At 63.4% G+C, this 21,610-nt stretch carries 24 protein-coding genes and 1 riboswitch; of the genes, 4 read left to right on the plus strand and 20 right to left on the minus strand.

What is annotated here, in order from left to right:
• Positions 1-199: 199 nt before the first annotated feature.
• The 20 genes from hisH to ACOSV0_RS18215 form a co-directional block, all read right to left on the minus strand.
• On the minus strand, positions 200-841 hold the full coding sequence (hisH, locus tag ACOSV0_RS18120) for an imidazole glycerol phosphate synthase subunit HisH (RefSeq protein ID WP_434107494.1): 642 nt from the start codon (positions 839-841) through the stop codon (positions 200-202).
• Positions 838-1,458, minus strand: a complete 621-nt coding sequence (locus ACOSV0_RS18125; RefSeq protein WP_434107496.1) for a MarC family protein — start codon at positions 1,456-1,458, stop codon at positions 838-840. Before ACOSV0_RS18125 ends, hisH begins: the two co-directional genes overlap by 4 nt.
• Before the next feature lie 114 nt (positions 1,459-1,572).
• Positions 1,573-2,160 (minus strand): imidazoleglycerol-phosphate dehydratase HisB, encoded by a 588-nt coding sequence (hisB, locus tag ACOSV0_RS18130; RefSeq protein WP_054036619.1) that lies wholly within the window; start codon positions 2,158-2,160, stop codon positions 1,573-1,575.
• Between the two features lie 114 nt (positions 2,161-2,274).
• Positions 2,275-3,345 carry a histidinol-phosphate transaminase gene (gene hisC, locus ACOSV0_RS18135; protein ID WP_434107497.1) on the minus strand — a complete coding sequence of 357 codons (1,071 nt, stop codon included), beginning with the start codon at positions 3,343-3,345 and terminating at the stop codon, positions 2,275-2,277.
• A gap of 192 nt (positions 3,346-3,537) precedes the next feature.
• Complete coding sequence (hisD, locus tag ACOSV0_RS18140; protein ID WP_200619824.1) at positions 3,538-4,860, minus strand: histidinol dehydrogenase; 1,323 nt, start codon at positions 4,858-4,860, stop codon at positions 3,538-3,540.
• Between the two features lie 60 nt (positions 4,861-4,920).
• Complete coding sequence (gene hisG, locus ACOSV0_RS18145) at positions 4,921-5,619, minus strand: ATP phosphoribosyltransferase (RefSeq protein ID WP_115781172.1); 699 nt, start codon at positions 5,617-5,619, stop codon at positions 4,921-4,923.
• The gene (gene murA, locus ACOSV0_RS18150) at positions 5,616-6,971 is read right to left on the minus strand and encodes a UDP-N-acetylglucosamine 1-carboxyvinyltransferase (RefSeq protein ID WP_434110328.1); all 1,356 of its coding nucleotides are present in this window, start codon (positions 6,969-6,971) and stop codon (positions 5,616-5,618) included. The genes hisG and murA overlap by 4 nt, the downstream gene beginning before the upstream one ends.
• An 18-nt stretch (positions 6,972-6,989) precedes the next feature.
• Positions 6,990-7,229, minus strand: a complete 240-nt coding sequence (locus tag ACOSV0_RS18155) for a BolA family protein (protein WP_028199637.1) — start codon at positions 7,227-7,229, stop codon at positions 6,990-6,992.
• Positions 7,230-7,244: 15 nt separating this feature from the next.
• Complete coding sequence (locus ACOSV0_RS18160; protein ID WP_434107499.1) at positions 7,245-8,009, minus strand: ABC transporter permease; 765 nt, start codon at positions 8,007-8,009, stop codon at positions 7,245-7,247.
• On the minus strand, positions 8,006-8,938 hold the full coding sequence (locus ACOSV0_RS18165; protein WP_434107500.1) for an ABC transporter ATP-binding protein: 933 nt from the start codon (positions 8,936-8,938) through the stop codon (positions 8,006-8,008). Before ACOSV0_RS18165 ends, ACOSV0_RS18160 begins: the two co-directional genes overlap by 4 nt.
• A 171-nt stretch (positions 8,939-9,109) precedes the next feature.
• Complete coding sequence (locus tag ACOSV0_RS18170) at positions 9,110-9,379, minus strand: STAS domain-containing protein (protein WP_434110330.1); 270 nt, start codon at positions 9,377-9,379, stop codon at positions 9,110-9,112.
• A gap of 20 nt (positions 9,380-9,399) precedes the next feature.
• Complete coding sequence (locus ACOSV0_RS18175; protein ID WP_434107501.1) at positions 9,400-10,032, minus strand: MlaC/ttg2D family ABC transporter substrate-binding protein; 633 nt, start codon at positions 10,030-10,032, stop codon at positions 9,400-9,402.
• A gap of 114 nt (positions 10,033-10,146) precedes the next feature.
• Complete coding sequence (locus ACOSV0_RS18180; protein ID WP_434107502.1) at positions 10,147-11,151, minus strand: MlaA family lipoprotein; 1,005 nt, start codon at positions 11,149-11,151, stop codon at positions 10,147-10,149.
• Positions 11,152-11,162: 11 nt separating this feature from the next.
• The gene (gene mlaD, locus ACOSV0_RS18185; RefSeq protein WP_434107503.1) at positions 11,163-11,717 is read right to left on the minus strand and encodes an outer membrane lipid asymmetry maintenance protein MlaD; all 555 of its coding nucleotides are present in this window, start codon (positions 11,715-11,717) and stop codon (positions 11,163-11,165) included.
• A gap of 91 nt (positions 11,718-11,808) precedes the next feature.
• The gene (gene mlaE / locus ACOSV0_RS18190; protein ID WP_434107504.1) at positions 11,809-12,576 is read right to left on the minus strand and encodes a lipid asymmetry maintenance ABC transporter permease subunit MlaE; all 768 of its coding nucleotides are present in this window, start codon (positions 12,574-12,576) and stop codon (positions 11,809-11,811) included.
• Positions 12,573-13,394, minus strand: a complete 822-nt coding sequence (locus ACOSV0_RS18195) for an ABC transporter ATP-binding protein (protein WP_434107505.1) — start codon at positions 13,392-13,394, stop codon at positions 12,573-12,575. Before ACOSV0_RS18195 ends, mlaE begins: the two co-directional genes overlap by 4 nt.
• Positions 13,395-13,488: 94 nt before the next feature.
• Entirely contained in the window at positions 13,489-14,592 is a 1,104-nt protein-coding gene (thiE, locus tag ACOSV0_RS18200; protein WP_434107506.1) for a thiamine phosphate synthase, read from the minus strand.
• Entirely contained in the window at positions 14,589-15,404 is an 816-nt protein-coding gene (locus tag ACOSV0_RS18205; RefSeq protein WP_434107507.1) for a thiazole synthase, read from the minus strand. Before ACOSV0_RS18205 ends, thiE begins: the two co-directional genes overlap by 4 nt.
• 39 nt (positions 15,405-15,443) lie before the next feature.
• The gene (thiS, locus tag ACOSV0_RS18210; RefSeq protein WP_028199627.1) at positions 15,444-15,641 is read right to left on the minus strand and encodes a sulfur carrier protein ThiS; all 198 of its coding nucleotides are present in this window, start codon (positions 15,639-15,641) and stop codon (positions 15,444-15,446) included.
• Positions 15,642-15,727: 86 nt separating this feature from the next.
• Positions 15,728-16,858, minus strand: coding sequence for an FAD-dependent oxidoreductase (locus ACOSV0_RS18215; RefSeq protein ID WP_434107508.1), 1,131 nt, complete (start codon positions 16,856-16,858; stop codon positions 15,728-15,730).
• 233 nt (positions 16,859-17,091) lie between these two features.
• Positions 17,092-17,215: riboswitch (TPP riboswitch) on the minus strand.
• A 367-nt stretch (positions 17,216-17,582) separates the two neighbouring features.
• On the opposite strand from ACOSV0_RS18215, the gene ACOSV0_RS18220 reads away from it, so the two are divergent.
• From ACOSV0_RS18220 to ACOSV0_RS18235, 4 genes are all read left to right on the plus strand, one after another.
• Positions 17,583-19,334, plus strand: a complete 1,752-nt coding sequence (locus ACOSV0_RS18220) for an ABC transporter ATP-binding protein/permease (RefSeq protein ID WP_434107509.1) — start codon at positions 17,583-17,585, stop codon at positions 19,332-19,334.
• 202 nt (positions 19,335-19,536) lie between these two features.
• Positions 19,537-19,998, plus strand: a complete 462-nt coding sequence (locus tag ACOSV0_RS18225; protein WP_434107511.1) for a hypothetical protein — start codon at positions 19,537-19,539, stop codon at positions 19,996-19,998.
• Between the two features lie 79 nt (positions 19,999-20,077).
• The gene (locus ACOSV0_RS18230) at positions 20,078-20,719 is read left to right on the plus strand and encodes a hypothetical protein (protein ID WP_434107512.1); all 642 of its coding nucleotides are present in this window, start codon (positions 20,078-20,080) and stop codon (positions 20,717-20,719) included.
• A 96-nt stretch (positions 20,720-20,815) separates the two neighbouring features.
• On the plus strand, positions 20,816-21,556 hold the full coding sequence (locus tag ACOSV0_RS18235) for a response regulator (protein ID WP_434110332.1): 741 nt from the start codon (positions 20,816-20,818) through the stop codon (positions 21,554-21,556).
• The last annotated feature ends 54 nt before the right edge of the window (positions 21,557-21,610 follow it).

A 21,610-nucleotide genomic window follows, 5' to 3' on the forward strand; every position in this document is an offset into this window, starting at 1 on the left:
TGGTTGAAGGTCGACGGCAGCGGCTGACAAACCAGTCCGCCACAACGCCGTTTCGCTAGTTTAGTACAACTCTTTCGACGCCCTTGCGGAGCGCCGTTCTGGAACGCATGGAGCGAAATCGTCTTGCTGCGGTTGCGGCGCACCGCCAACGCCCCGCTTGTGGCGGAACGGCGCGCGGCAACAGGATGAAGAAAGGCGCTCACGGGTTCCAGTGCACGAAGTTGCGATACACGCGCAGCCCCGCTTCGGCGCTCTTTTCCGGGTGGAATTGGGTCGCGAAGATGTTATCCCGCGCCACCGCCGAGGTAAAGGGCACACCGTACACCGTTTCGCCCGAGGTATGGGCGGCGTTGTCCGGCGCGACGTAATAGCTGTGCACGAAGTAGAAGAACGCGTTATCGGCGACGCCGTCCCACAACGGATGCGGCTGCGCCTGGCGCACGCGGTTCCAGCCCATTTGCGGGACCTTGAAGCGCGAGCCGTCGTCCTGCACCTGGCCTTCCAGGTCGAAACGCAGCACCTTGCCGGGCAACAGGCCGAGGCCGGGTGTATCGCCCTCGGCGCTCCAGTCGAACAGCATCTGCTCGCCCACGCACACGCCCATCAGCGGCTTGTTGCGCGAAGCTTCAATGACCGCTTCCTGCAGGCCGGATTCGGCCAGACTGCGCATGCAGTCGGGCATCGCGCCCTGGCCGGGCAGCACCACGCGGTCGGCCGAGCGGATCGCTTCGGGCCGATCGACGATCGCCACGTCCGCTTCCGGCGCGGCTTTGCGCAATGCCTGAGCAACCGAGCGCAGGTTGCCCATTCCGTAATCCACAATCGCTATCGAAGTTTTCATTTCAAGTTAGGCAGCAATGCCTTCAATCCGTCGACGATGAATTCCACCGCCAGCGCCGACAACATCAAACCCATGAGCCGCGTGCCGATATTGATACCCGTGCGACCGACCCAGCGAGCGATCGGTTCAGCGAGCCGCAGCGAAAAAAAGCAGATTGCCGCCAGCACCGCGCCGATTGCGACGAGACTCAGCCGGTCGTACCAGTGCGTCGAGCCGGCTGCGTAGATGATCGTGGTGCTGATCGCGCCCGGGCCCGTCAACAGCGGAATCGCGAGCGGCACGACCGCGATATTGTCCTTCTGCTCGGCTTCATGGCGCTCTTCCGGCGTCGAACGGCTGTTGCCGATCTGCGCGTTCAGCATGTTGATCGCCATCAGCAGCATGATGATCCCGCCGCCGACTTCGAGCGATCCCACCGAAATGCCAAAGAAACTGATGATCTGCTGGCCGAGCAGCGTGGTTACCGCAATCACGCAGAACACCGAAATCGCCGCGATCCGGATGGTTCTGCGCCGCTCCACGTCGCTCTGATTTGCCGTCAGGCTCATGAAAAACGGGATAGCGCCGACCGGGTTGATCAGCGCCAGCAGCGAAATAAACGACTTCAGAATGTCCATCGCACACCGGACACGCGCAAGCGGCCGGTCCAGGTTCTAAATCCGCTCCACGAGGCGCCCAATGAGCCAGTCAAGCCAGCCAAAGCGCCGCTCAGCGAGCGGATAAATGAGCGCTTAAAGGCTGCCCTTGGTCGACGGAATCTGCCCCGCCGCGCGTTCGTCCATCTCGACGGCCATGCGCAATGCGCGCCCGAACGCCTTGAACACCGTTTCCATCTGATGATGGGCGTTCAGGCCGCGCAGGTTGTCGATATGCAGTGTGACGCCGGCGTGATTCACGAAGCCGCGGAAAAATTCGATGGAGAGATCGACGTCGAACGTGCCGATGCGCGCGCGCGTGAACGGCACGTGGAACTCGAGGCCCGGACGACCGGAAAAATCGATCACGACGCGCGACAGCGCTTCGTCGAGCGGCACGTAAGAATGACCGTAGCGACGGATGCCCTTGCGGTCGCCGATTGCCTTCGCAACGGCCTGGCCGAGCGTGATGCCGACGTCTTCGACCGTGTGGTGGTCGTCGATTTCGAGGTCGCCATGCGCTTCGATGTCGAGATCGAACAACCCGTGTCGTGCGATCTGGTCGAGCATGTGATCAAGAAACGGCACACCGGTGGCCAGCTTCTGCTGACCGGTGCCGTCCAGATTGATCTTCACACGGATCTGCGTTTCGCTGGTGTTGCGAACGACTTCCGCAAGGCGCATGGTAATTCCTCGAATCTAGCTAGAAAGCATTAGTAGTGTGGGATGGGAACACGGCGGGCCGCGCGCGCTTTTCGCAGTAGGGAAACGCGTTCACACGGCCATTCGGCACGCCGTTCAGTGCAGCACGAGTTTCAGTCCGGCGACCAATTGGGCGTTTTCTTCGGGCGAGCCGACCGTCAAACGCACGCAATTGACCAGCAATGGGTGCATTTTACTCACGTTTTTGATCAAAACCCGTGCTGCCAGCAGCGTTTCGAACATAACGGATGCATCCGGCACCCTCACCAGCAGGAAGTTGCCGGCGCTCGGGAACACTTCGGCGCCCGGCAACTGAGCCACGGCCTGCGCGAGTTTCGTGCGTTCCTCGCGCAATTGCGCGGCCTGGGCGTCGAGCACGTCGACATGGTCGAGCAGGAAATCGGCGGCGGCTTGCGTCAGCACGTTGGTGTTGTAGGGCGGCCTCACCTTGTCGAATTCCGTGAGCCAGGCGGGCTTGCCGACCAGATAACCCAGACGGATGCCGGCCAGGCCGAGCTTGGACACGGTTCGCATCACGACGACGTTGTCGAACGCATCGGCGCGCGGCAACCAGCTTTGCTGCGCGAACGGCTGGTACGCCTCGTCGATCACTACCAGGCTTTTGCTCGCCGCGGCGATGATGCGCTCCATGTCCGCGTCGTCGTAGAGCGTGCCGGTCGGGTTGTTCGGATAGGCCAGATAGACGATCGCCGGTTCATGCTCGGCGATCGCCGCCAGCATCGCTTCGGCGTCGAGCGTGAAATCGGGCTTCAGCGGCACGCCGATGAATTCCAGATTCGCCAGCTTCGCCGACATCTGATACATGACGAAACCCGGCATCGGCGCGAGCACCTTGGCGCCCGGCTTCGCGCACGCCACCGACACCATGCTGATGATTTCATCCGAGCCGTTGCCGAGCAGCACGTCGCACCCGGCGGGCACCCCCATCACACGCTTGATCTTTTCGATCAACGCTTCCGGGCGCGGCGCGGGGTAACGGTTTAGCGCGACGCCGGCCAGATGCTCGCCCAGGTGCGCGGCAAGCACCGGCGGCAACGGAAACGGATTTTCCATCGCGTCGAGCTTGATATAACCCGTAGCGTCCGGAACCGGATAGCTCGTCATCGCGAGCACGTCGCGGCGGATGATGTCTTGAGGTGTCGTCATAAGTCAGCGGACCGGGCCGCAAGGGAGAATCCGGCCTGGCATCGGCGGCACGCCGGCCGCTCCAGGTTGGTCTGTATTGTCGTTATTTAACGGGGAAACGCGTGAAATCCGTCGGTGAGGTTCGCGGGCATCGGTTTGCGCCCGCTTGCTCCGTCAGCGGGTTCGCCGCATTCAGGCACTTGCACCCCACCTTCAGCCGTTCTGCCGCATCCGGTATTCGGCGCTGCGGGCATGCGCCTGCAGGCCTTCGCCGTAAGCGAGTTCGGCGGCGATCTCGCCAAGCGTCTGCGCGCCTTCCGCACTGACCTCGATCACGCTCGAACGCTTGAAGAAATCATAGACGCCCAAAGGTGACGAGAACCGTGCGGTACGCGACGTAGGCAGCACGTGGTTCGGCCCCGCGCAGTAGTCGCCGAGGCTTTCGCTGGTGTAGCGGCCGAGGAAGATCGCGCCGGCATGGCGGATCAACTGGCCCCATTGATGCGGCTCCAGTGCGGAGATTTCGAGGTGTTCCGGCGCGATGTCGTTGGCGATCGCGCAGGCTTCGGCCATATCGCGCACCTTGATCAGCGCACCACGTCCTTCGAGCGACGCGCGGATCACGTCCTGACGCGGCATGGTCGGCAGCAGTTCGTTGATCGCGTCGCGCACGCGGGCGATGAATGCATCGTCCGGGCACAGCAGGATGGATTGCGCGAGCTCGTCATGCTCGGCCTGCGAGAACAGGTCCATCGCGATCCAGCGCGGGTCCGTCGTGCCGTCGCACAGCACGAGAATTTCCGACGGCCCGGCGATCATGTCGATACCGACCGTGCCGAACACGCGGCGCTTGGCCGACGCGACATAAGCGTTGCCCGGGCCGCAGATCTTGTCGACCGCCGGCACAGTTTCCGTGCCGTACGCCAATGCGCCCACCGCCTGCGCGCCGCCGATCGTAAACACGCGATCCACGCCGCCCAGAAGCGCAGCCGCCAGCACCAGCGGATTCTTCACGCCGTCCGGCGTAGGCACGACCATGACGATTTCGCGCACGCCGGCCACGCGCGCCGGAATCGCGTTCATCAGCACCGACGACGGATACGCCGCCTTACCGCCCGGCACATAAATACCCGCGCGATCGAGCGGCGTGACCTTCTGGCCGAGCACGGTGCCGTCGGCTTCCGTGTACTGCCAGCTATGACTGCCGCATTCGATCTTCTGCTTCTCGTGGTAACCGCGCACGCGCGCCGCCGCCGCTTCGAGTGCCGCACGGCGCTTCGGCTCCAGGCCTTCGAGCGCCGCTTCGAGTTCGGACATCGGCAACTCGAGCGCCGCGACGCTCTTCGCCTCGACACGGTCGAAGCGGTTCGTGTACTCGAGCACCGCGGCGTCGCCGCGCGCCTTCACGTCATTCAGAATCTGCGCGACCGAGCGCTCGATTGCTTCGTCTTCGCTCGCCTCGAACGCGAGCACCGCGTGCAGCGACTTTTGAAAGTCGGGTGCGCTGGAATCGAGTTTGCGAATCTTGATAGACATACGGGTATCCGTTTCGGTAAGGCGCGCTAGAGCGTGATCAAACGAGCATGGTCAAACTATTCAGGCTGCTGCGGTGCCGGCCTTCGACGCGCGTTCGAACGCATCGAGGATCGGCCGCAGCGCGGCGCGCTTGAGCTTCAGCGCCGCCTGGTTCACAACGAGGCGCGACGAAATCTGCATGATCTCCTCCACCTCGACAAGATTGTTGGCGCGCAGGGTATTGCCCGAGCTCACCAGATCGACGATCGCGTCGGCGAGGCCGACCAGCGGCGCCAGTTCCATCGAGCCGTACAACTTGATCAGGTCGACGTGCACGCCCTTGGCGGCAAAATGCTCACGTGCCGTTTCAACGTACTTGGTCGCCACGCGCAGACGTGCGCCCTGGCGCACCGCGTTCGCGTAGTCGAAACCGGCCGCCACCGCGACCGACATCCGGCAACGCGCGATATCCAGGTCGACCGGTTGATACAGCCCGCTGCCGCCGTGCTCGAGCAGCACGTCCTTGCCGGCCACGCCGAAGTCGGCTGCGCCGTATTCGACGTAAGTCGGCACGTCGGTCGCGCGCACGATGATCACGCGCAGGTTCGCGTCGGTAGTGGGCAGGATCAGCTTGCGCGAGGTTTCCGGATCTTCGGCGACTTCAATGCCGGCCGCGGCGAGCAGCGGCAACGTCTCTTCGAAGATACGCCCTTTCGACAATGCCAGCGTAAGCGGTGCGCTCACGGCCGGCGAAGACGACGTTTGCGGCATCGAACTCATGCCTGGCTCCCCGAGATACGGCGCACCCTGGCGCCGATGGCGTTGAGCTTGGTTTCCATCCGGTCGTAACCACGATCCAGGTGATAGATGCGGTCGATCAGCGTTTCGCCTTCGGCACGCAGCGCGGCGATCACGAGGCTCGCCGAGGCGCGCAGATCGGTTGCCATCACCTTCGCGCCGGACAGCTTCTCGACGCCGGTCACGAGCGCGGTGTTGCCGTCGATCGTGATGTTCGCGCCGAGGCGGTTCAATTCCTGCACGTGCATGTAGCGGTTCTCGAAGATCGTCTCGACGACTTGCGAGGTGCCGTCCGCGAGCGTGTTGAGCGCCATGAACTGCGCTTGCATGTCGGTCGGGAACGCCGGATATTCGGATGTGCGGAAGCTGACCGCGCTCGGACGCTTGTCCATGCGAACGCGCATCCAGTCGTCGCCCTCTTCGACCGTGACACCGGCTTCGCGCAGCTTTTCGGTGACGGCTTCGAGAATCAGCGGACGGACCTTACGCAACGTCACGTCGCCGCCGGCAGCCGCGACCGCGCACAGGAACGTGCCGGCTTCGATACGATCCGGAATCACGGTGTGCTTCGCGCCGTGCAGCTTGTCGACGCCCTGTATCACCAGGCGGTCCGTGCCGATACCTTCGATCTTGGCGCCCATCTCGACCAGCAGATGCGCGAGGTCACCCACTTCCGGTTCACGCGCCGCGTTCTCGATAACCGTTTCGCCCTCGGCCAGCACCGCTGCCATCAGCAGGTTTTCGGTACCCGTCACGGTGATCATGTCGGTCACGATGCGCGCGCCCTTCAGACGCTTCGCGCGCGCTTCGATGAAGCCGTGCTCGATCGTGATCTCCGCGCCCATGGCCTGCAGACCCTTGATGTGCTGATCCACCGGACGCGCGCCGATTGCGCAGCCGCCCGGCAGCGACACGCGAGCGTGACCGAAGCGCGCCACCAGCGGGCCGAGCACCAGGATCGACGCACGCATGGTCTTCACCATTTCGTACGGCGCGACGAGGTTATCGACCTTCGACGCATCCAGCGACACACGCCCTGCACCGCTCTCGATCTGCACGCCCATCTGGCCGAGCAGCTTGAGCATCGTACGCACGTCCTGCAAGTCCGGCACGTTCTCCAGATGCACCGGCTCCGCGCTCAGCAGACTCGCGCACAGAATCGGCAACGCCGCGTTCTTGGCACCTGAGACGACGACCTCACCCGACAGCGGGTAGCCACCTTCAATGACGAGTTTATCCATGCCTGTCAGTTCCTGATCGACCCGGACTTCAGCCGGGCCCGCTTTGACTGTGTTCGACGCGCCGCTACCGGCGTCGCGTCCTTCTTGAGTAATTCGCACTAAATTTCCAGATTACGCGTTCTGCCATTCGGCGGGCGTCAGCGTCTTCATGCTGAGCGCGTGGATTTCTTCGCGCATGCGGTCGCCGAGCGCCGCATACACGAGTTGATGGCGTGCGATCAAACGCTTGCCTTCGAAGCTCGGCGAAACGATGGTCGCGAAGAAATGCTGACCGTCGCCCTCGACTTCGAGATGCTGGCAAGCGAGCCCAGCCGCGATGTATTGCTTGACCTGTTCGGGAGTCGGCAACATGAGAGATGCTCCTGATCAGTGGCGCAGTTTGTAGCCGGAGGCGAGCATGCGCATCGCCACCACGGCCAGCACCACAAAGAAACCGGCAACTATCGCAAGGCTCACGAGCGGATTGATATCCGACATCCCGAAGAAACCGTAGCGAAAGCCGTCGATCATGTAGAAAAAGGGATTGAGCCGCGACACTTCGCGCCACACCGGTGGCAGCGTATGCGTCGAGTAGAACACGCCCGAGAGGAACGTGAGCGGCATAATCAGAAAGTTTTGAAATGCGGCAAGCTGATCGAACTTTTCGGCCCAGATGCCGGCGATCAAACCGAGCGTGCCCAGGATCGCCGCGCCGAAAATCGCGAACCCGATGATGTAAAGCGGCGCACTGAAGCTAACCGGCACGAACCAGATCGTCACGATGAACACGCCGAAGCCGACTGCAAGACCCCGCGCCACGGCAGCGAGCACATACGCGCCGAACATCTCGTAGTGCGACAGCGGCGGCAGCAGCACGAACACCAGATTGCCCGTGATCTTCGACTGGATCAGCGAAGACGAGCTATTCGCAAAGGCGTTCTGCAGCACGCTCATCATCACGAGCCCGGGAATCAGAAAGCTCGTGTACTCGACACCCGGATAGACCTGAACGTGACCGCGCAGCGCGTGGCCGAAAATCGTCAGATACAGCAGCGCGGTGATGACCGGCGCCAGCACGGTCTGGAACGACACCTTCCAGAAACGCAGGATTTCCTTGTAAAACAGCGTGCTGAAACCACCATAACCGCTCATGCCAGCCCCTCGATCACTTCCGGACCGTTCATCACCTGAACGAACACATCTTCGAGGTCGGCTTTGCGGACCTCGATTTCTTCGAACGTACAGCCCGCCGCGCGGCACTGCGCGAGGATGCGCTCGACGTCGTCGTAGCTCGCGAGCCGCAGCAGATGCTGACGGCCATTGCCGTTGCCCGGGCCGCTTTCCACTTCGAGCGGACGCAACTCGGCCGGCAACGCGCCTTGCGTAAAGCGCAGGAACAGCTGCATGCCGGCGAAGCGCTGCAGCAGCGTGCTGGTGCGTTCGAGCGCGACGACCTCGCCGCGCCGCAGCATCGCGATGCGGTCGCACAGCGATTCGGCTTCTTCCAGATAGTGCGTGGTTAGCACGATCGTGTGCCCTTCGCGATTCAGGCGCGAAATGAATTTCCACAAGGTTTGGCGCAACTCGACGTCGACGCCCGCGGTCGGCTCATCCAGCACGATCACCGGCGGCCGGTGCACCAGCGCCTGCGCCACGAGCACGCGGCGCTTCATGCCGCCCGACAGCGCGCGCATGTTGGCGTCGGCTTTCTCGGTGAGATCGAGATTGGCCATGATCTCGTCGATCCACGCGTCGTTGTTGCGCAGCCCGTAATAGCCGGACTGGATGCGCAAGGTTTCGCGCACCGTGAAAAACGGATCGAACACGAGCTCCTGCGGCACCACGCCGAGCGCCCGGCGCGCGTCGCGGAAATCGCTGACTACGTCATGGCCACGTACCGCGATGCTGCCTTCATCGGCACGCGCAAGACCGGCGAGGATGCTGATGAGCGTCGTCTTGCCCGCGCCGTTCGGACCGAGCAGTCCGAAGAACTCGCCTTCTTCCACCGTGAGGCTGACGCCCTTGAGCGCTTGCAAATCTTTGTAGCGCTTCTTGACGTTACGAATTTCTATGGCTGACATGACTGTGGGCCGCGTGCGTCGCGGCGCCTAAAGGAGCCCCGAGGGGGCGCAAAAGTACTGGAAGGGACGAAATTGGGGCCGGTTATATGCCCCAAAAAACGTTTGATTATAGGGCAAAAATCGGCAGCCCCGGCTGAGCCGGGGTGATTGGAAGTGACGCTATGGGAAGCGTCAATGTCGCGTCGATATGAGGGTGTCGACGCCGTAGGCTTGTGCAAGGCTGGCGAGACCAGCCGGCAGGTTGACGATCTCGAACGCGACGCCGCGTGCCTGGGCGGCACGCTCCCACGCGAGCAGGACGGCGAGCGCCGACGAGTCGAATTGCGCGAGCGGCGCGCAGTCCACGCCGTTCGCGCCCGCAGCGATGCGCTGCAAGCCCGCCTCGAGCGCGGCTTTCGCGCTCTCGTGGGTCAGCGTCGCGCCGCTTTCGAAGCGGCTCACGACGGCGTTCAGCACTTCGCTCACGACTGCTTGCCCGCGGCGAGTTGCTGGTTACGCTGCGTAAGGAACTGGATCAGTCCGTCCACGCCCTTCTGCTGGATCTGCTCGTTGAACTGTTGCTGATACGCCTGGATCAGCCACGCGCCGAGCACGTTGATGTCATACACGCGCCAGCCTTGCGGCGTTTTGTACAGGCGGTAGTCGAGCTCGATCGGCGAGCCGTTGTTCATCACGACCGAGCGCACCACCGTGTCGGTGTCGTCCGGATTCATGCGGAACGGCTTGTATTGGATCTGCTGGTCGCGCACTTGCGCCAACGCGCCCGAGTACGTGCGGATCAGCAACATCTTGAACTGCTCGACCACGGCGTTTTGCTGCTCCGGCGTCGCGGTGCGCCAGTTGCGGCCCATTGCCAGTTGCGTGGTGCGGCGGAAATCGGTGTACGGCAGGATCTTTTCGTTGACGAGCTGGGTGATGTGCGAAATGTCGCCTTGCTGGATCGACTTGTCGGCACGCACCGCGTCGACCACCTGCTGCGTGACGGTCTTGATCAGGGCGTCCGGCGCGTTGGAATCGACGGTTTGTGCCGATGCACCGGCACTGGCGAAAGAAAACAACGCAGCAAACAGCGGAATCAGGAATAGTTTTTTCATATCGAGCCTTGCCTTAAAAATAGTGCAACCGTTGGAGCCGACATTAACACGCGAGTTCAGCAGCAATCCATGCGCAAACTGCGAGAGTCGTATCGATCTGTTACGGCCACCCAATTAATGCAATTTGAATGAGGGGAAGTTAAACCGCGTCGGCGGCACCAGTTGGCCGGCCGGGATCTGCGTAGTTTCAGGACCGCCGTTCAGATCGAGCGGCGGCGATTCGGAGCTGCCGGAAGCCGCTTCCGGTGCCGCCGCCGAGGCAGCTTGAGGCGGCGTTGCGGCGGCCGTACCGGACGCGGCCGTGGCTTTCGCAGCAGCACCCTGCGTGCCCGCGGGCGCAGCAGCCGCGCCGCTATCGACGTCGTCGTACTTGGGCAGCGGCGCTTCGTCGCCATAGTTCGGCAGCGACTGCGACTGCTTACCGTCCGACAGCAGATACTGGCGGCGTTGCAGATAGGCGTTACGCACGAACGAGTATTTGTCGAGCGCGGCGCCTTCCAGCACATCGCTTGCATTCAGCAGATTCGCGCGCGTGTTGATCACGTTCAGACCATACAACGCCCAGCTCAGACCATCCGGATGAATGTAACTGAGCGGATTCACATAGTAATTGCCGATCGAGCCGACCGCGTCGCGCACCGTGCTCGGCCCGAACAGCGGCAGCACGAGGTACGGACCCGCCGGCACGCCGTAGTGGCCGAGCGTCAGGCCGAGGTCGTTGTCGTGCTTGGGCAGCTTGGCGAGCGTCGCCACGTCGAACAGACCGCCTACGCCGAACACCGTGTTGATCACGATCCGCATGATGTCTTCGACGCCATCGGTGATCTTCAACTGCAGCAGGTTGTTCGCCGCGATGTAGACGTCGCCGATGTTCGAGAAGAAGTTGGTGACGCTGTCGCGCACCGGTTGCGGCGTCGCCCAGACATAGCCCTTCGCAACCGGCTTCAGCGCGTACTGATCGAGCTTGTCGTTCACGGTGAAGATCGTGCGGTTCAAGCCCTCGAGCGGGTCGCCCTTGGTCGGCGTCTGCACGGTCGAGCAGCCGGCGAGCGTAGCGGCCGCAAGCACGAAGGTCGCTATCTGGACGGTGCGCACGCATCTTAAGCGTAGGGTCTGCATTTTTATTCTCCTTATTGACCGGCCGCGCCAGAAGCGGGCTGAGTCGGCGCGGGCGTCGTGGCGGGGGCAGCCGCCGGTGCGGACGAACCCGCACCCGGCTTGGCTGCGCCCGAGTCCGCGGCCTTGCTATAGAGGAATTGTCCGATCAGGTTTTCCAGCACAATCGCCGATTGTGTCATCGAGATTGTGTCACCCGCTTTAAGCATCTCGCTGTCGCCACCGGGTTCGAGCCCGATGTATTGCTCGCCGAGCAGACCCGAGGTCAGAATCTTCGCCGACGTATCTTTCGGAAACGGGTATTGCTTGTCGATATCGATCGTGACGACAGCCTGATACGCATTGCTGTCAAAACCGATCGAGGCAACCCGGCCGACCGTCACGCCGGCGCTCTTCACCGGTGCGCGCGCCTTCAGTCCGCCGATATTGTCGAACTTGAGCTTGACCGGGTACGTTGCCTGAAACGACAACGAGCTCATGTTGCCGGCCTTCAGCGCGAGAAACAGCAACGCCACGAAACCCAACACCACGAACAGGCCGACCCAGAAGTCGAGAGCAGTCTTTTTCATCGTCATCCCAAAGTGAATCCGCCACGCTGCTCCCGTTTCCGTCACGCGCAATCCGAGATGCGCCCGCCGAGCGGAAACGTGCAACGCAGTTTTAGCTGAACATCAGTGCAGTCAGCAGAAAATCGAGACCGAGCACCGCAAGCGACGCGTACACGACCGTCTTGGTCGTGGCACGCGACACGCCTTCCGGCGTCGGCTTGGCTTCATAGCCCTGAAACAGCGCCACGAAGGTCACCGCGAGGCCGAACACCACGCTCTTGATGACCCCGGCGCCGACATCGCGCCAGACATCGACGCCGCCTTGCATCTGCGACCAGAACGCGCCGGCATCGACGCCGATCAGCAGCACACCCACTACATAACCGCCGAACACGCCGACCGCGCTAAAGATCGCGGCCAGAATCGGCATCGAAATGATGCCCGCCCACAGACGCGGCGCGACCACCACCTTGACCGGATCCACCGCCATCATTTCCATGGCGGTGAGCTGCTCACCCGCCTTCATCAGCCCGATCTCGGCCGTGAGCGACGTGCCGGCGCGCCCCGCGAACAGCAATGCGGTCACCACCGGCCCAAGTTCGCGCACCAGAGAAAGCGCGACGAGCAGCCCCAACGCCTGCTCGGAACCGTAGCGGTTCAGCGTGTAATAGCCCTGCAAGCCGAGCACGAAGCCGACGAACAGCCCCGACACGGCGATGATCACCAGCGAATAATTACCCACGAAGTGGATCTGCTTCGTGACAAGGCGCGGCCGGCGCAGCAACGGGAAAAACTCGAACAGCAGCCGGAAGAAGAACCGCGTGGCGTAGCCGGCCGTGCCCAGCCCGTCGAGTACCGAGCGGCCGATCGAACTGATCATGACTGACCTCCGCCGATGCCGAAGTCCGCCGCGAGCGGCGTCTGGCTGGGGTAGTGGAATTTGAACGGGCCATCCGGCGCACCGTCGATGAACTGGCGCACCGTAGGATCGGTCGACGCGCGCAACTCAGCTGGCGTGCCTTCCGCATGCACGCCGCCGTTCGCGAGGAAATAGACGTAGTCGGCAATCGCGAACGATTCCGGCACATCATGCGTGACCAGGATCGACGTTGCGCCAAGTGCCTGATTCAGCGCGCGAATCAGGTTCGCGGTGATGCCGAGCGAGATCGGATCGAGGCCGGCGAACGGCTCGTCGTACATCATCAGCTCGGGGTCGAGCGCAATCGCCCGGGCGAGCGCCACGCGCCGCGCCATACCGCCCGAAATCTCCGACGGCGCGAGATCGCGCGCGCCGCGCAAGCCGACCGCGTTGAGCTTCATCAGCACGAGGTCGCGGATCAGTTCTTCGGGGAGATCGGTGTGCTCGCGCAGGGCAAAAGCCACGTTTTCGAACACCGACATGTCGGTGAACAACGCGCCGAACTGGAACAGCATGCCCATCTTGCGGCGCAGCGCGTACAGCCCCTCGCGGGTTTGTGCGCCGATGTCCTGGCCGTGGAACAGGATCTGGCCGCGCTGGGCGCGCACCAGACCGCCGATCAGGCGCAGCACCGTGGTCTTGCCGCAACCCGAGCCGCCCATAACCGCGACGACCTGGCCGCGCTTGAAGCGCAGATTCAGGTTCGACAGGACGAGCCGGTCGCCATAACCGAAGTCGACGTCGCGCAGCTCGAGTAAGGTCTCGGGGGAGGAAGACACGAAACTGACAGTCCTTTTACACGGAAGGCCGAATTATAGGGCCATCATGGAAATGCTGCCGTGAGGTGCCCTGTCCCTTTGCTTAACTTGACGATTATTGCGTAAACGCATGTTGCAGCGCAGAAACCGCGGCAGCCGGGTCGGCGGCTTCGGTCACAGCGCGCACCACGGCCGCGCAGCCCACGCCGGTCGCCAGCACGTCCGGCAGCACCTGCAGGTCGATTCCGCCGATCGCCACCAGCGGCACGACGCCGTCGAGCAGGCGCACATACCGCGCCAGACGCTTGAGGCCCTGCGGCGCGGTCGGCATGACCTTGGTGGTAGTCGGGAACACCGCGCCCAACGCAATGTAGCTTGGCCGGAAGTGCAGTGCCTTCAGAATCTCGTAGAAACCATGCGTTGACAGACCGAGGCGGATGCCGGCGGCGGCGAGAGCCGGCAGATCGGCCGTATGCACGTCTTCCTGACCCAAGTGGACGCCATAAGCGCCCGCTTCCAGCGCGGCTTGCCAATGATCGTTGATGAAAACCTGAGCATCGTGCGCACGGCCCGCAGCGACACAGCGCGCGATTTCGCGCTTCAGTTCGTCGGCGGGTTCGGCCGATTTGCGGCGCAACTGGACTGTTTTTACGCCGAAGCCCACCACCCGTTCAACCCACTCCGCAGTCGGCAGCACCGGATACAGGCCAAGGCGGTCGGGGCAACGCGCGAACGCTTGCGCCGGTGCGGCCGGCAGACCGGCGAGGCGCGGGAAGTGCGCGATATCGGCCGGAAAGGCGTCGTCCGCTCTGGTTTCGTCGCCGTCGCGCCACGCCAGCGCCAACACCAGCGCGTCGTGCGGATCGAAACCGCAGTCCAGAAACGCCGCCAGCGCGGGAATCCAGTCTTCCGCCAGATGACCTTCCAGACTGTATTTCTCGCCCCCCAGATGCAGCGTCGCGGCGTTCTCGGCCGCGACGATCACGCCGGCGCCCTGCACCTGCCAGCGCGCCACCTGCTCGCCATGCTGCTGCGCATCGGCGACGACGATCAAGTCGCCGCCGTTCGGCTCGTCCGGCGCGGTCAGGCAGATGCGCCACGGCGCATGCGTCGGCGGCCACTCACCCAGGCGGGCGCGGATCCGCTCGGCGGCTTCGGTGAGTTCGTCAGCGGGCGGCCAGAAGAGGTCGCGGCCAGTCAAAGGCAAAGTTTGCGTCATGCGGCGCTCCCGTCTTGATGCCAGAACGGCATGCCGACCACCGGCGTGCTCGCGTGCGCGCTTTCTCGCTCGGCCATCGGCCCCGCCAGAAAAGCCTGGCGGCCCGCTTCAACGCCCAGCGCGAAGGCGCGCGCCATCGCGTCGGGGTGCGTCGCCTGCGAAACGGCGGTGTTCAACAGCACGCCGTCGAAGCCCCACTCCATCACTTGCGCCGCGTGAGACGGCACGCCGAGGCCCGCGTCGACGATCAGCGGCACGTCGGGCAAGCGCTCACGCAACACGCGCAGGCCGTACGGATTGATCACGCCCTTGCCGGTGCCGATCGGCGCGCCCCACGGCATCAGCGCCTCGCAGCCCGCATCGAGCAGACGGCGGCCGATCACCAGATCTTCGGTGCAATACGGCAGGACCTTGAAGCCGTCCTTGATCAACTGCGTGGCCGCTTCGATCAGGCCGACCGGGTCAGGCTGCAACGTGTAGTCGTCGCCGATCAGTTCGAGCTTGATCCACTCGGTTTCGAAAATCTCGCGCGCCATATGCGCGGTCGTCACCGCCTCGCCGACGGTCAGGCAGCCGGCCGTATTGGGCAACAGGGGCACGCCGTGGCGTTTGAGCAGATCGAAGAAACCGGCTTCGGCGCCGCCTTCGTTCATCTGCCGGCGCAGCGCGACGGTCACCATGCCGGGCCGCGCTGCGTCGATCGAATCGGACAGCGATTGCAGCGATGGATAGCGCGAGGTGCCGAGCAGCACGCGGCTCGCGAAAGTCTGGCCGTAGAGCGTGAGCGCGTCGGCGGTTTGGGGGGCAGTCATTTGCATAATCCTGGTCTCCGGCAAGGCGTAGCGCGGGGCTTAACCGCCGGCCACGGGTTGCACGACATCGAGCTTGTCGCCCGGCTGCAGCGCGCGCGCCGCATGCTGGGTACGCGCGACGAAATCGCCGTTCAGTGCGACCGCGAACGGCGGACGCGCGCCGAACGCGGCAAGCGCATCGGCGACAGTCGCGCCTTCGGGCAACGACAACGGCTTCTGATTGATATGAATGTCCATGGTGTTCGAATACGGTTCAATCGATGGCGGTAACGGCGCGGCGCCCTTGTTTGCCTGCGGCTATTTCACCCGCGGGCGCGCAACGCTCATGCCGGTTCCCGCGTGGAATCCAGTTGAAACAGCTCACTCCAGCGCGCTGAGCTTTGCCAGTCGGCGAAGGCATCGGCGTCGCCGATGCGGCCGTCGAGCAGCGCCGCGGCGAAGCGCACGGCTTCGTCGGCGACTTCGGGCACGATCATGTAGCCGTGCCGGTACAGGCCGTTCACGCGCAATGTCTGCGCGCCATCCCACAGCAAGGCCGGACGGTGGTCCGGCAAAGTCGGTCGGCACTGCGAATTCAGTTCGAGGATGCGTGCTTCGCCAAAGCCGGGATGCACGGAAAATGCCGCGCTCAACAGCTCGAGCGCCGAACGCACGCTAACCGGCGACATGTCCTCGCCTTCCACCTCGGTCGCGCCGATCACGTAGAGATCGTCCTGCTTCGGCGCGATATACAGCGGGTAACGCGGATGCAGCAGCCGCACCGGCCGCGTCAGCTTGATACCCGGCGCATGCACCCGGGCGACTTCGCCGCGGATACCACGCAGCGTAGGCAGCACGGGCTTCGCGCCCAAACCCCGGCAGTCGATCGTGACGCGCGCGGGCGGCAGCGCATGATCGTCGACCGGCGTGTTCCAGTGCGTTTCGACACCGCGCTGAGCAAGGCCAGCGGCGAGCGCGGACAGTACCTGACGGTTATCCAATTGACCTTCGCGCGGCAGCAGCCAGCCCTGATTGAAGCGACCCGCCAAGGCAGGCTCGGCGGCGCCGAGTTGCGCACCCGCCAGCGTCACAAAGCCGCCGTCGAGCAATTCCGCAGGCGCGTTCGAGCGTACACGGCGTTCGAACAACGGCGCTTCGGTGCGATCGGCGTGATGCCAGACGACCAGCGTGCCATTGCGCTGAAAGAACACCGGCTCCGGCAATTCAGCGAGTACTTGCGGCCAGGTGTCGAGCGAACTCGCACCGAGACGCGTGATCAGCAGTTCAGCACTGGCGGCTTCGGCAAGCGGCGCCAGCATTGCCGCGGCAACCCAGGCGGCCGCTTGCGAACCGGCTGCGTCGCCACGTTCATACAGCGCGACGCGATGCCCCTGGCCGGCGAGACGCCATGCGACCAGCCGCCCGCAAAGGCCGCCGCCAAGCACCGCGAAATCGGGTTGCGCAGGACGATTCATCGCGCGCACTCCGCTACACAGCAATGGCTAGCAAGGCTAAAACGGCACCGCACGCCGCCATAACCGGCGAACGCGTGGCGAAAAGCAAAACACATGTCTGAAGAATAGGCGGTCATCGAGTCCTTTCCGTACGGCAAAAAAAACGCACGTACCCAGGACGAAACCGGCGGGTGAGGCCGGCCGGGCAATACGCGCGTCCAATGACGGACGCCGCCCGGCGGGGAATGGAAGACTGACTGCTTCCGGAAACTTCCCGCGCCGGTATTACCCGGATCGGGTGCAAAGGGTCTCTCTCAGCCTCGCCGCCGCTGCGTGAAAATCACGCAGCCTGTGGGCAAAGCACCCCTGTTTCGTCGAAGGTCATTAGACCATAAAAGGCGCGGCGCCCGCAAACCAGTGACCTGTGCCGCCGCGCGCGGTTGATCCGGCACCATCTTTCGATTCATCAATACGGCTGAAAGCAACGCTCTGGCACAATGCCAGCACCGGATACCGCAGAAGCCATGCGCGGGCGACACGCCAGTTGCCCGCGCGACATGTGGTATCGAGGCGAGGGCCCCGCGCGGAAATTAATTTTCACTTAAGGGCTTCGCGCCAGAATCGGACGCTCACCCGGGCGTGCGTTCGTCGAGCACGACGCCCGGGGGCACGCACCGCAAACCCGCCGCGAGGCCGGCCCGAATGAGGCCGGCCTGGCATGGGCCAGCACTTCACCAGGATGCTCATGACAACGAATACCGCTTCCAGCCCCGCGCTGCCGTCGGACGAAAAAGTCTCCGCCTGGAGCCTGATCAAACCCTACTGGGTTTCCGAAGAACGAAAAACGGCGTGGGCGTTGCTCATCGCGATCATCGTGATGAATCTGCTCGTCGTGTGGATCAACGTGCGCCTGAACCGCTGGAGCGCCGACTTCTACAACGCGCTGCAGACCAAGAACATCCACGACTTCCCGCATCTGCTGATGGTGTTTTCCGGCCTCGCGTTCGGCTACATCATCCTTGCGGTGTACGGCCGCTATCTGCGCCAGATGCTCGGCTTCCGCTGGCGCCAGTGGCTGACCACGCGTTATCTCAACGAATGGCTGCACGACAGCGCCTTCTACCGGATCGAACGCGACCGGCTCGCCGACAACCCCGACCAGCGGATCAGCGACGATCTGCAATCGTTCGCCACCACCACGCTCTCGCTGACGCTCGATCTGCTGTCCACGGTCGTCACGCTGGTCTCGTTCATCACGATCCTGTGGTCGCTGGCCGGCGCCCTGACCGTTTCGCTCGGCGGCATGCCGGTGCAGATTCCGGGCTACATGGTGTGGGCCGCGGCGCTATACGCGGTGATCGGCTCGCTGATCATCCAGAAGGTCGGTCATCCGCTCGTGTCGATCAATTACCAGGCGCAGAAAGTCGAGGCGGATTTCCGTTTCGGCCTGATCCGTCTGCGTGAAAACGCTGAGCAGATCGCCTTTTACGACGGCATGGAGACCGAGAAGAAGAACACGCACTCGCTGTTCGGCCGCATCCGCGACAACTGGTGGCAGGTGATGAAGTACACCAAGCGGCTCACCTTCGTGCTGAGCTTCTATGGTCAGATCGCGATCATCTTTCCGCTGGTGGTGGCGGCGCCCCGTTACTTCGCGGGCGCGTTCACGTTCGGCGTGCTGATGCAGATTTCGAGCGCGTTCGGTACCGTCAGCGATTCGTTTTCGTGGTTCATCAACAGTTACGGCACCTTGGTCGAATGGCGTGCCACCGTGAACCGCTTGCGTGAATTCAAGCGCATCGTGCATGCGCCGCGCCTGAAGGAATCGGTGTCGCCCGCTACCGCGCACGGCGGCATCAATCTGCATTTTGTCGACGAAGACAAGCTCTCCACCGAAGGCCTCCGGCTCGCGCTGCCGAACGGCAGCCCGCTGTCGCGCATCCGCGATATCGCGATCACGCCGGGCTCGCGCTGGCTGGTGCGGGGTCCGTCCGGCTCGGGCAAGAGCACGCTGATGCGCGCGCTCGCAGGCCTATGGCCGTTCGGCGACGGCTCGATCGACGCCCCGGTCAACGCGCGCATGATGTTCATTCCGCAGGTCAGCTACATGCCGATCGGCACACTGAAAGCCGCGCTCGCCTATCCGTCCTCCGCGGACACCTACACCGACGACGAATGCCGCGAAGCGCTCATCACCTGCCACCTGTCGGAGTACGCCGACCGTCTGCAGGAATCGGGACACTGGACGCGCATCCTCTCGCCGGGCGAACAGCAACGTCTCGCCGGCGCCCGCGTGCTGCTGCACAAGCCGGACTATCTGTTCCTCGATGAAGCAACCAGCGCGCTCGATGCGGAAAACGAAGCACGTCTCTATCACCTGTTCACCGAGCGTCTGCCGAAGGCGGCGATCGTCAGCGTCGCGCATCGCGAGTCGCTGGCGGCGTTCCATGGCGACACGCTCGACGTCGAGCGCTCGGGCGAACCGATCGCCGCATGATCAGGACGAGGTCACGCTCATCTTCCCGTGCGGCGCGTTAACTCATCGCAAGATCTGGAAACACCCGAGAAGAGTTAGAAAGCATCTACGAAGCGGGTAAGCTGTTCCCCGCTTTGAAAAGTCCTTGTAGCAGCGACGATAGTCGTGCGGGCGGTACCACGTCCGCCCCGCTCCGCCACTCACTGATACTGGACTCTCGCACATGTCATTCGATCGCCGCTCCTATCTTTTGGCCCAGCGCGCCGCGCTTGCCCTCGGCGCAGCCCTGCTGCTCACGAGCGCCGCATACGCTGCGCAAGCCACCCAACCCAACGAGCCGGCGGACGTTTGCCCCGCGCTCAAACACATCGTCAACGCGCCCGACTTCAAACAGCTGCACACGCAATCCGCTGCGCAGCTGCCGGGCGTATCTGCCGCGGACGACTGCCGCGCCAACGCGCACGCCTACGATTGCCACTGGCGCGCGCACTGGCAGGCTGACGGTGTCGTCAACGATCCGCTCGAAGAAATCGGCGCCGATATCGCCGCCTGCTTCCCGAACGTCGTACACGACGTCAACACGCCGACGCGTCAGCATTTCATCGTGACTACCGATGATCGGCGTGTGAGCGTGACGGCTAGCGTGCAAGGACAAAACGAATTGCGCCTGCGCGTCACGCGCTGAGCGTGGCTCGTTTTTGCCGCTATCCACTGCGACATACTTTTATTCGCCGCACTTCTTCACCGCCACCAGGCACCGCATCATGACCTCTATGCCGAGCTTGCGCGCTTACGCTTTCACGCGGGCCTCCTTGGCCGCGTGGGTCATGTTGCGGCGGCCGTGTGCGTGGCTCGCGGCCTCGGCTGCCCTCGCATTCGGTCTGAACGGCTGCGCGTGGACATTGATCTCGGCAGCCGACGCCACCGGTTCCGTGATCCAGGCAGGCTACGCGATCGCGGCGAACTATTCATCGCCGACCTTCGTCAACGGCCGTCCGGCTGACGTGCATAACGTCTGCATCGAAGTGAATCAGATGGTGTCGGTCGGCGATTTCGTGCCGGCACTGCAACTCGCGCTCGACCGGCACGGCATTCGTTCGGAGGTCTACAATCCGGGCACCTCTCCCGCCGGATGCGAGGCGCGCCTCGTCTACAACGCCGCGACCGACTACGGCCGCCGCTCGTTTAGCGACGAAACGATCCAGTATCTGTCGATCATCGATCTGACGCTGATCCAGAACGGACGTATTCTCGTCACCGCGCGCTACCAGACCGGCGGCCTCAACACCGACCGCTTCTCTACCGCTGCAACCAAGCTCAATGGTTTGATCGACAAAATGGTGATCGATCAAACCGATCTGGCCCGGCAACCGATGCAGACCATGCAGACCTCACTGGCCAATTAAGCGCGTCGACAGCCTGCTTGCTTTCTCTTACACGAGAAAGGATTCGAAAGTGTTATGTGCTTTGCGGCGCGCGCTCGGATCACTAAGATGACCTGGATGAACCAATCCATTCTGGTCGTCGACGACGACCCCGTCGTACGCGAGCTCGTCAGCGAATATCTGGTAGGGCGTGGCTTCAAAGTGTCCACGCTCGAACACGGTATAGCGCTGCAACGTGCATTGCAAAACGAGCGTCCCGCGCTGATCGTGCTCGACATCATGATGCCCGAGCTCGACGGCATCAGTGCGCTGCGCGCCTTACGCGTTGCCGGCGACGATATTCCCGTGATCCTGCTAACCGCGCGCGCCGATCCGATCGACCGCGTGATCGGCCTCGAACTCGGCGCCGACGACTATCTCGGCAAGCCGTTCGAACCGAGCGAGCTGGTCGCGCGAATTCGCACGGTCCTGCGCCGCCGCGGCTCGATTGCGCCAAGTGCGCCGGAGCAACGCGCGCCCTATCGCTTCGGCCGTTTCGAGGTGAATTTTCCGGCGCGCGAATTGCGTCGCGATAACGAGCGCATTCCGCTGCGTTCGAGCGAATTCGCGATGCTCAAGGTATTCGTCACGCATTCGATGACCGTCCTCACGCGCGCGCAGTTGCTGGAGAAACTGCACGGCAATAGCGAAGCGCATCGCAATCGCAGCCTTGACGTATCGATCTGGCGTTTGCGGCGGCTGATCGAAGTGGATCCGTCCGAGCCTCGCTATGTGCAAACCGTCTGGGGACGCGGCTATGTGTTCGTGCCGGACGGTGAGATCGGCGCAGCGGAACGCGGTGTGCAGCCGCTTGCATAGGTCTGAGGAAAGGTGCGCGGCGGGCCCCGCATCTGGCGTGCCGCCTGCGCTCAC

Origin of the sequence: Paraburkholderia caffeinilytica (genome assembly GCF_051027425.1) — a bacterium.
Classification (GTDB): Bacteria; Pseudomonadota; Gammaproteobacteria; order Burkholderiales; family Burkholderiaceae; genus Paraburkholderia; species Paraburkholderia caffeinilytica_A.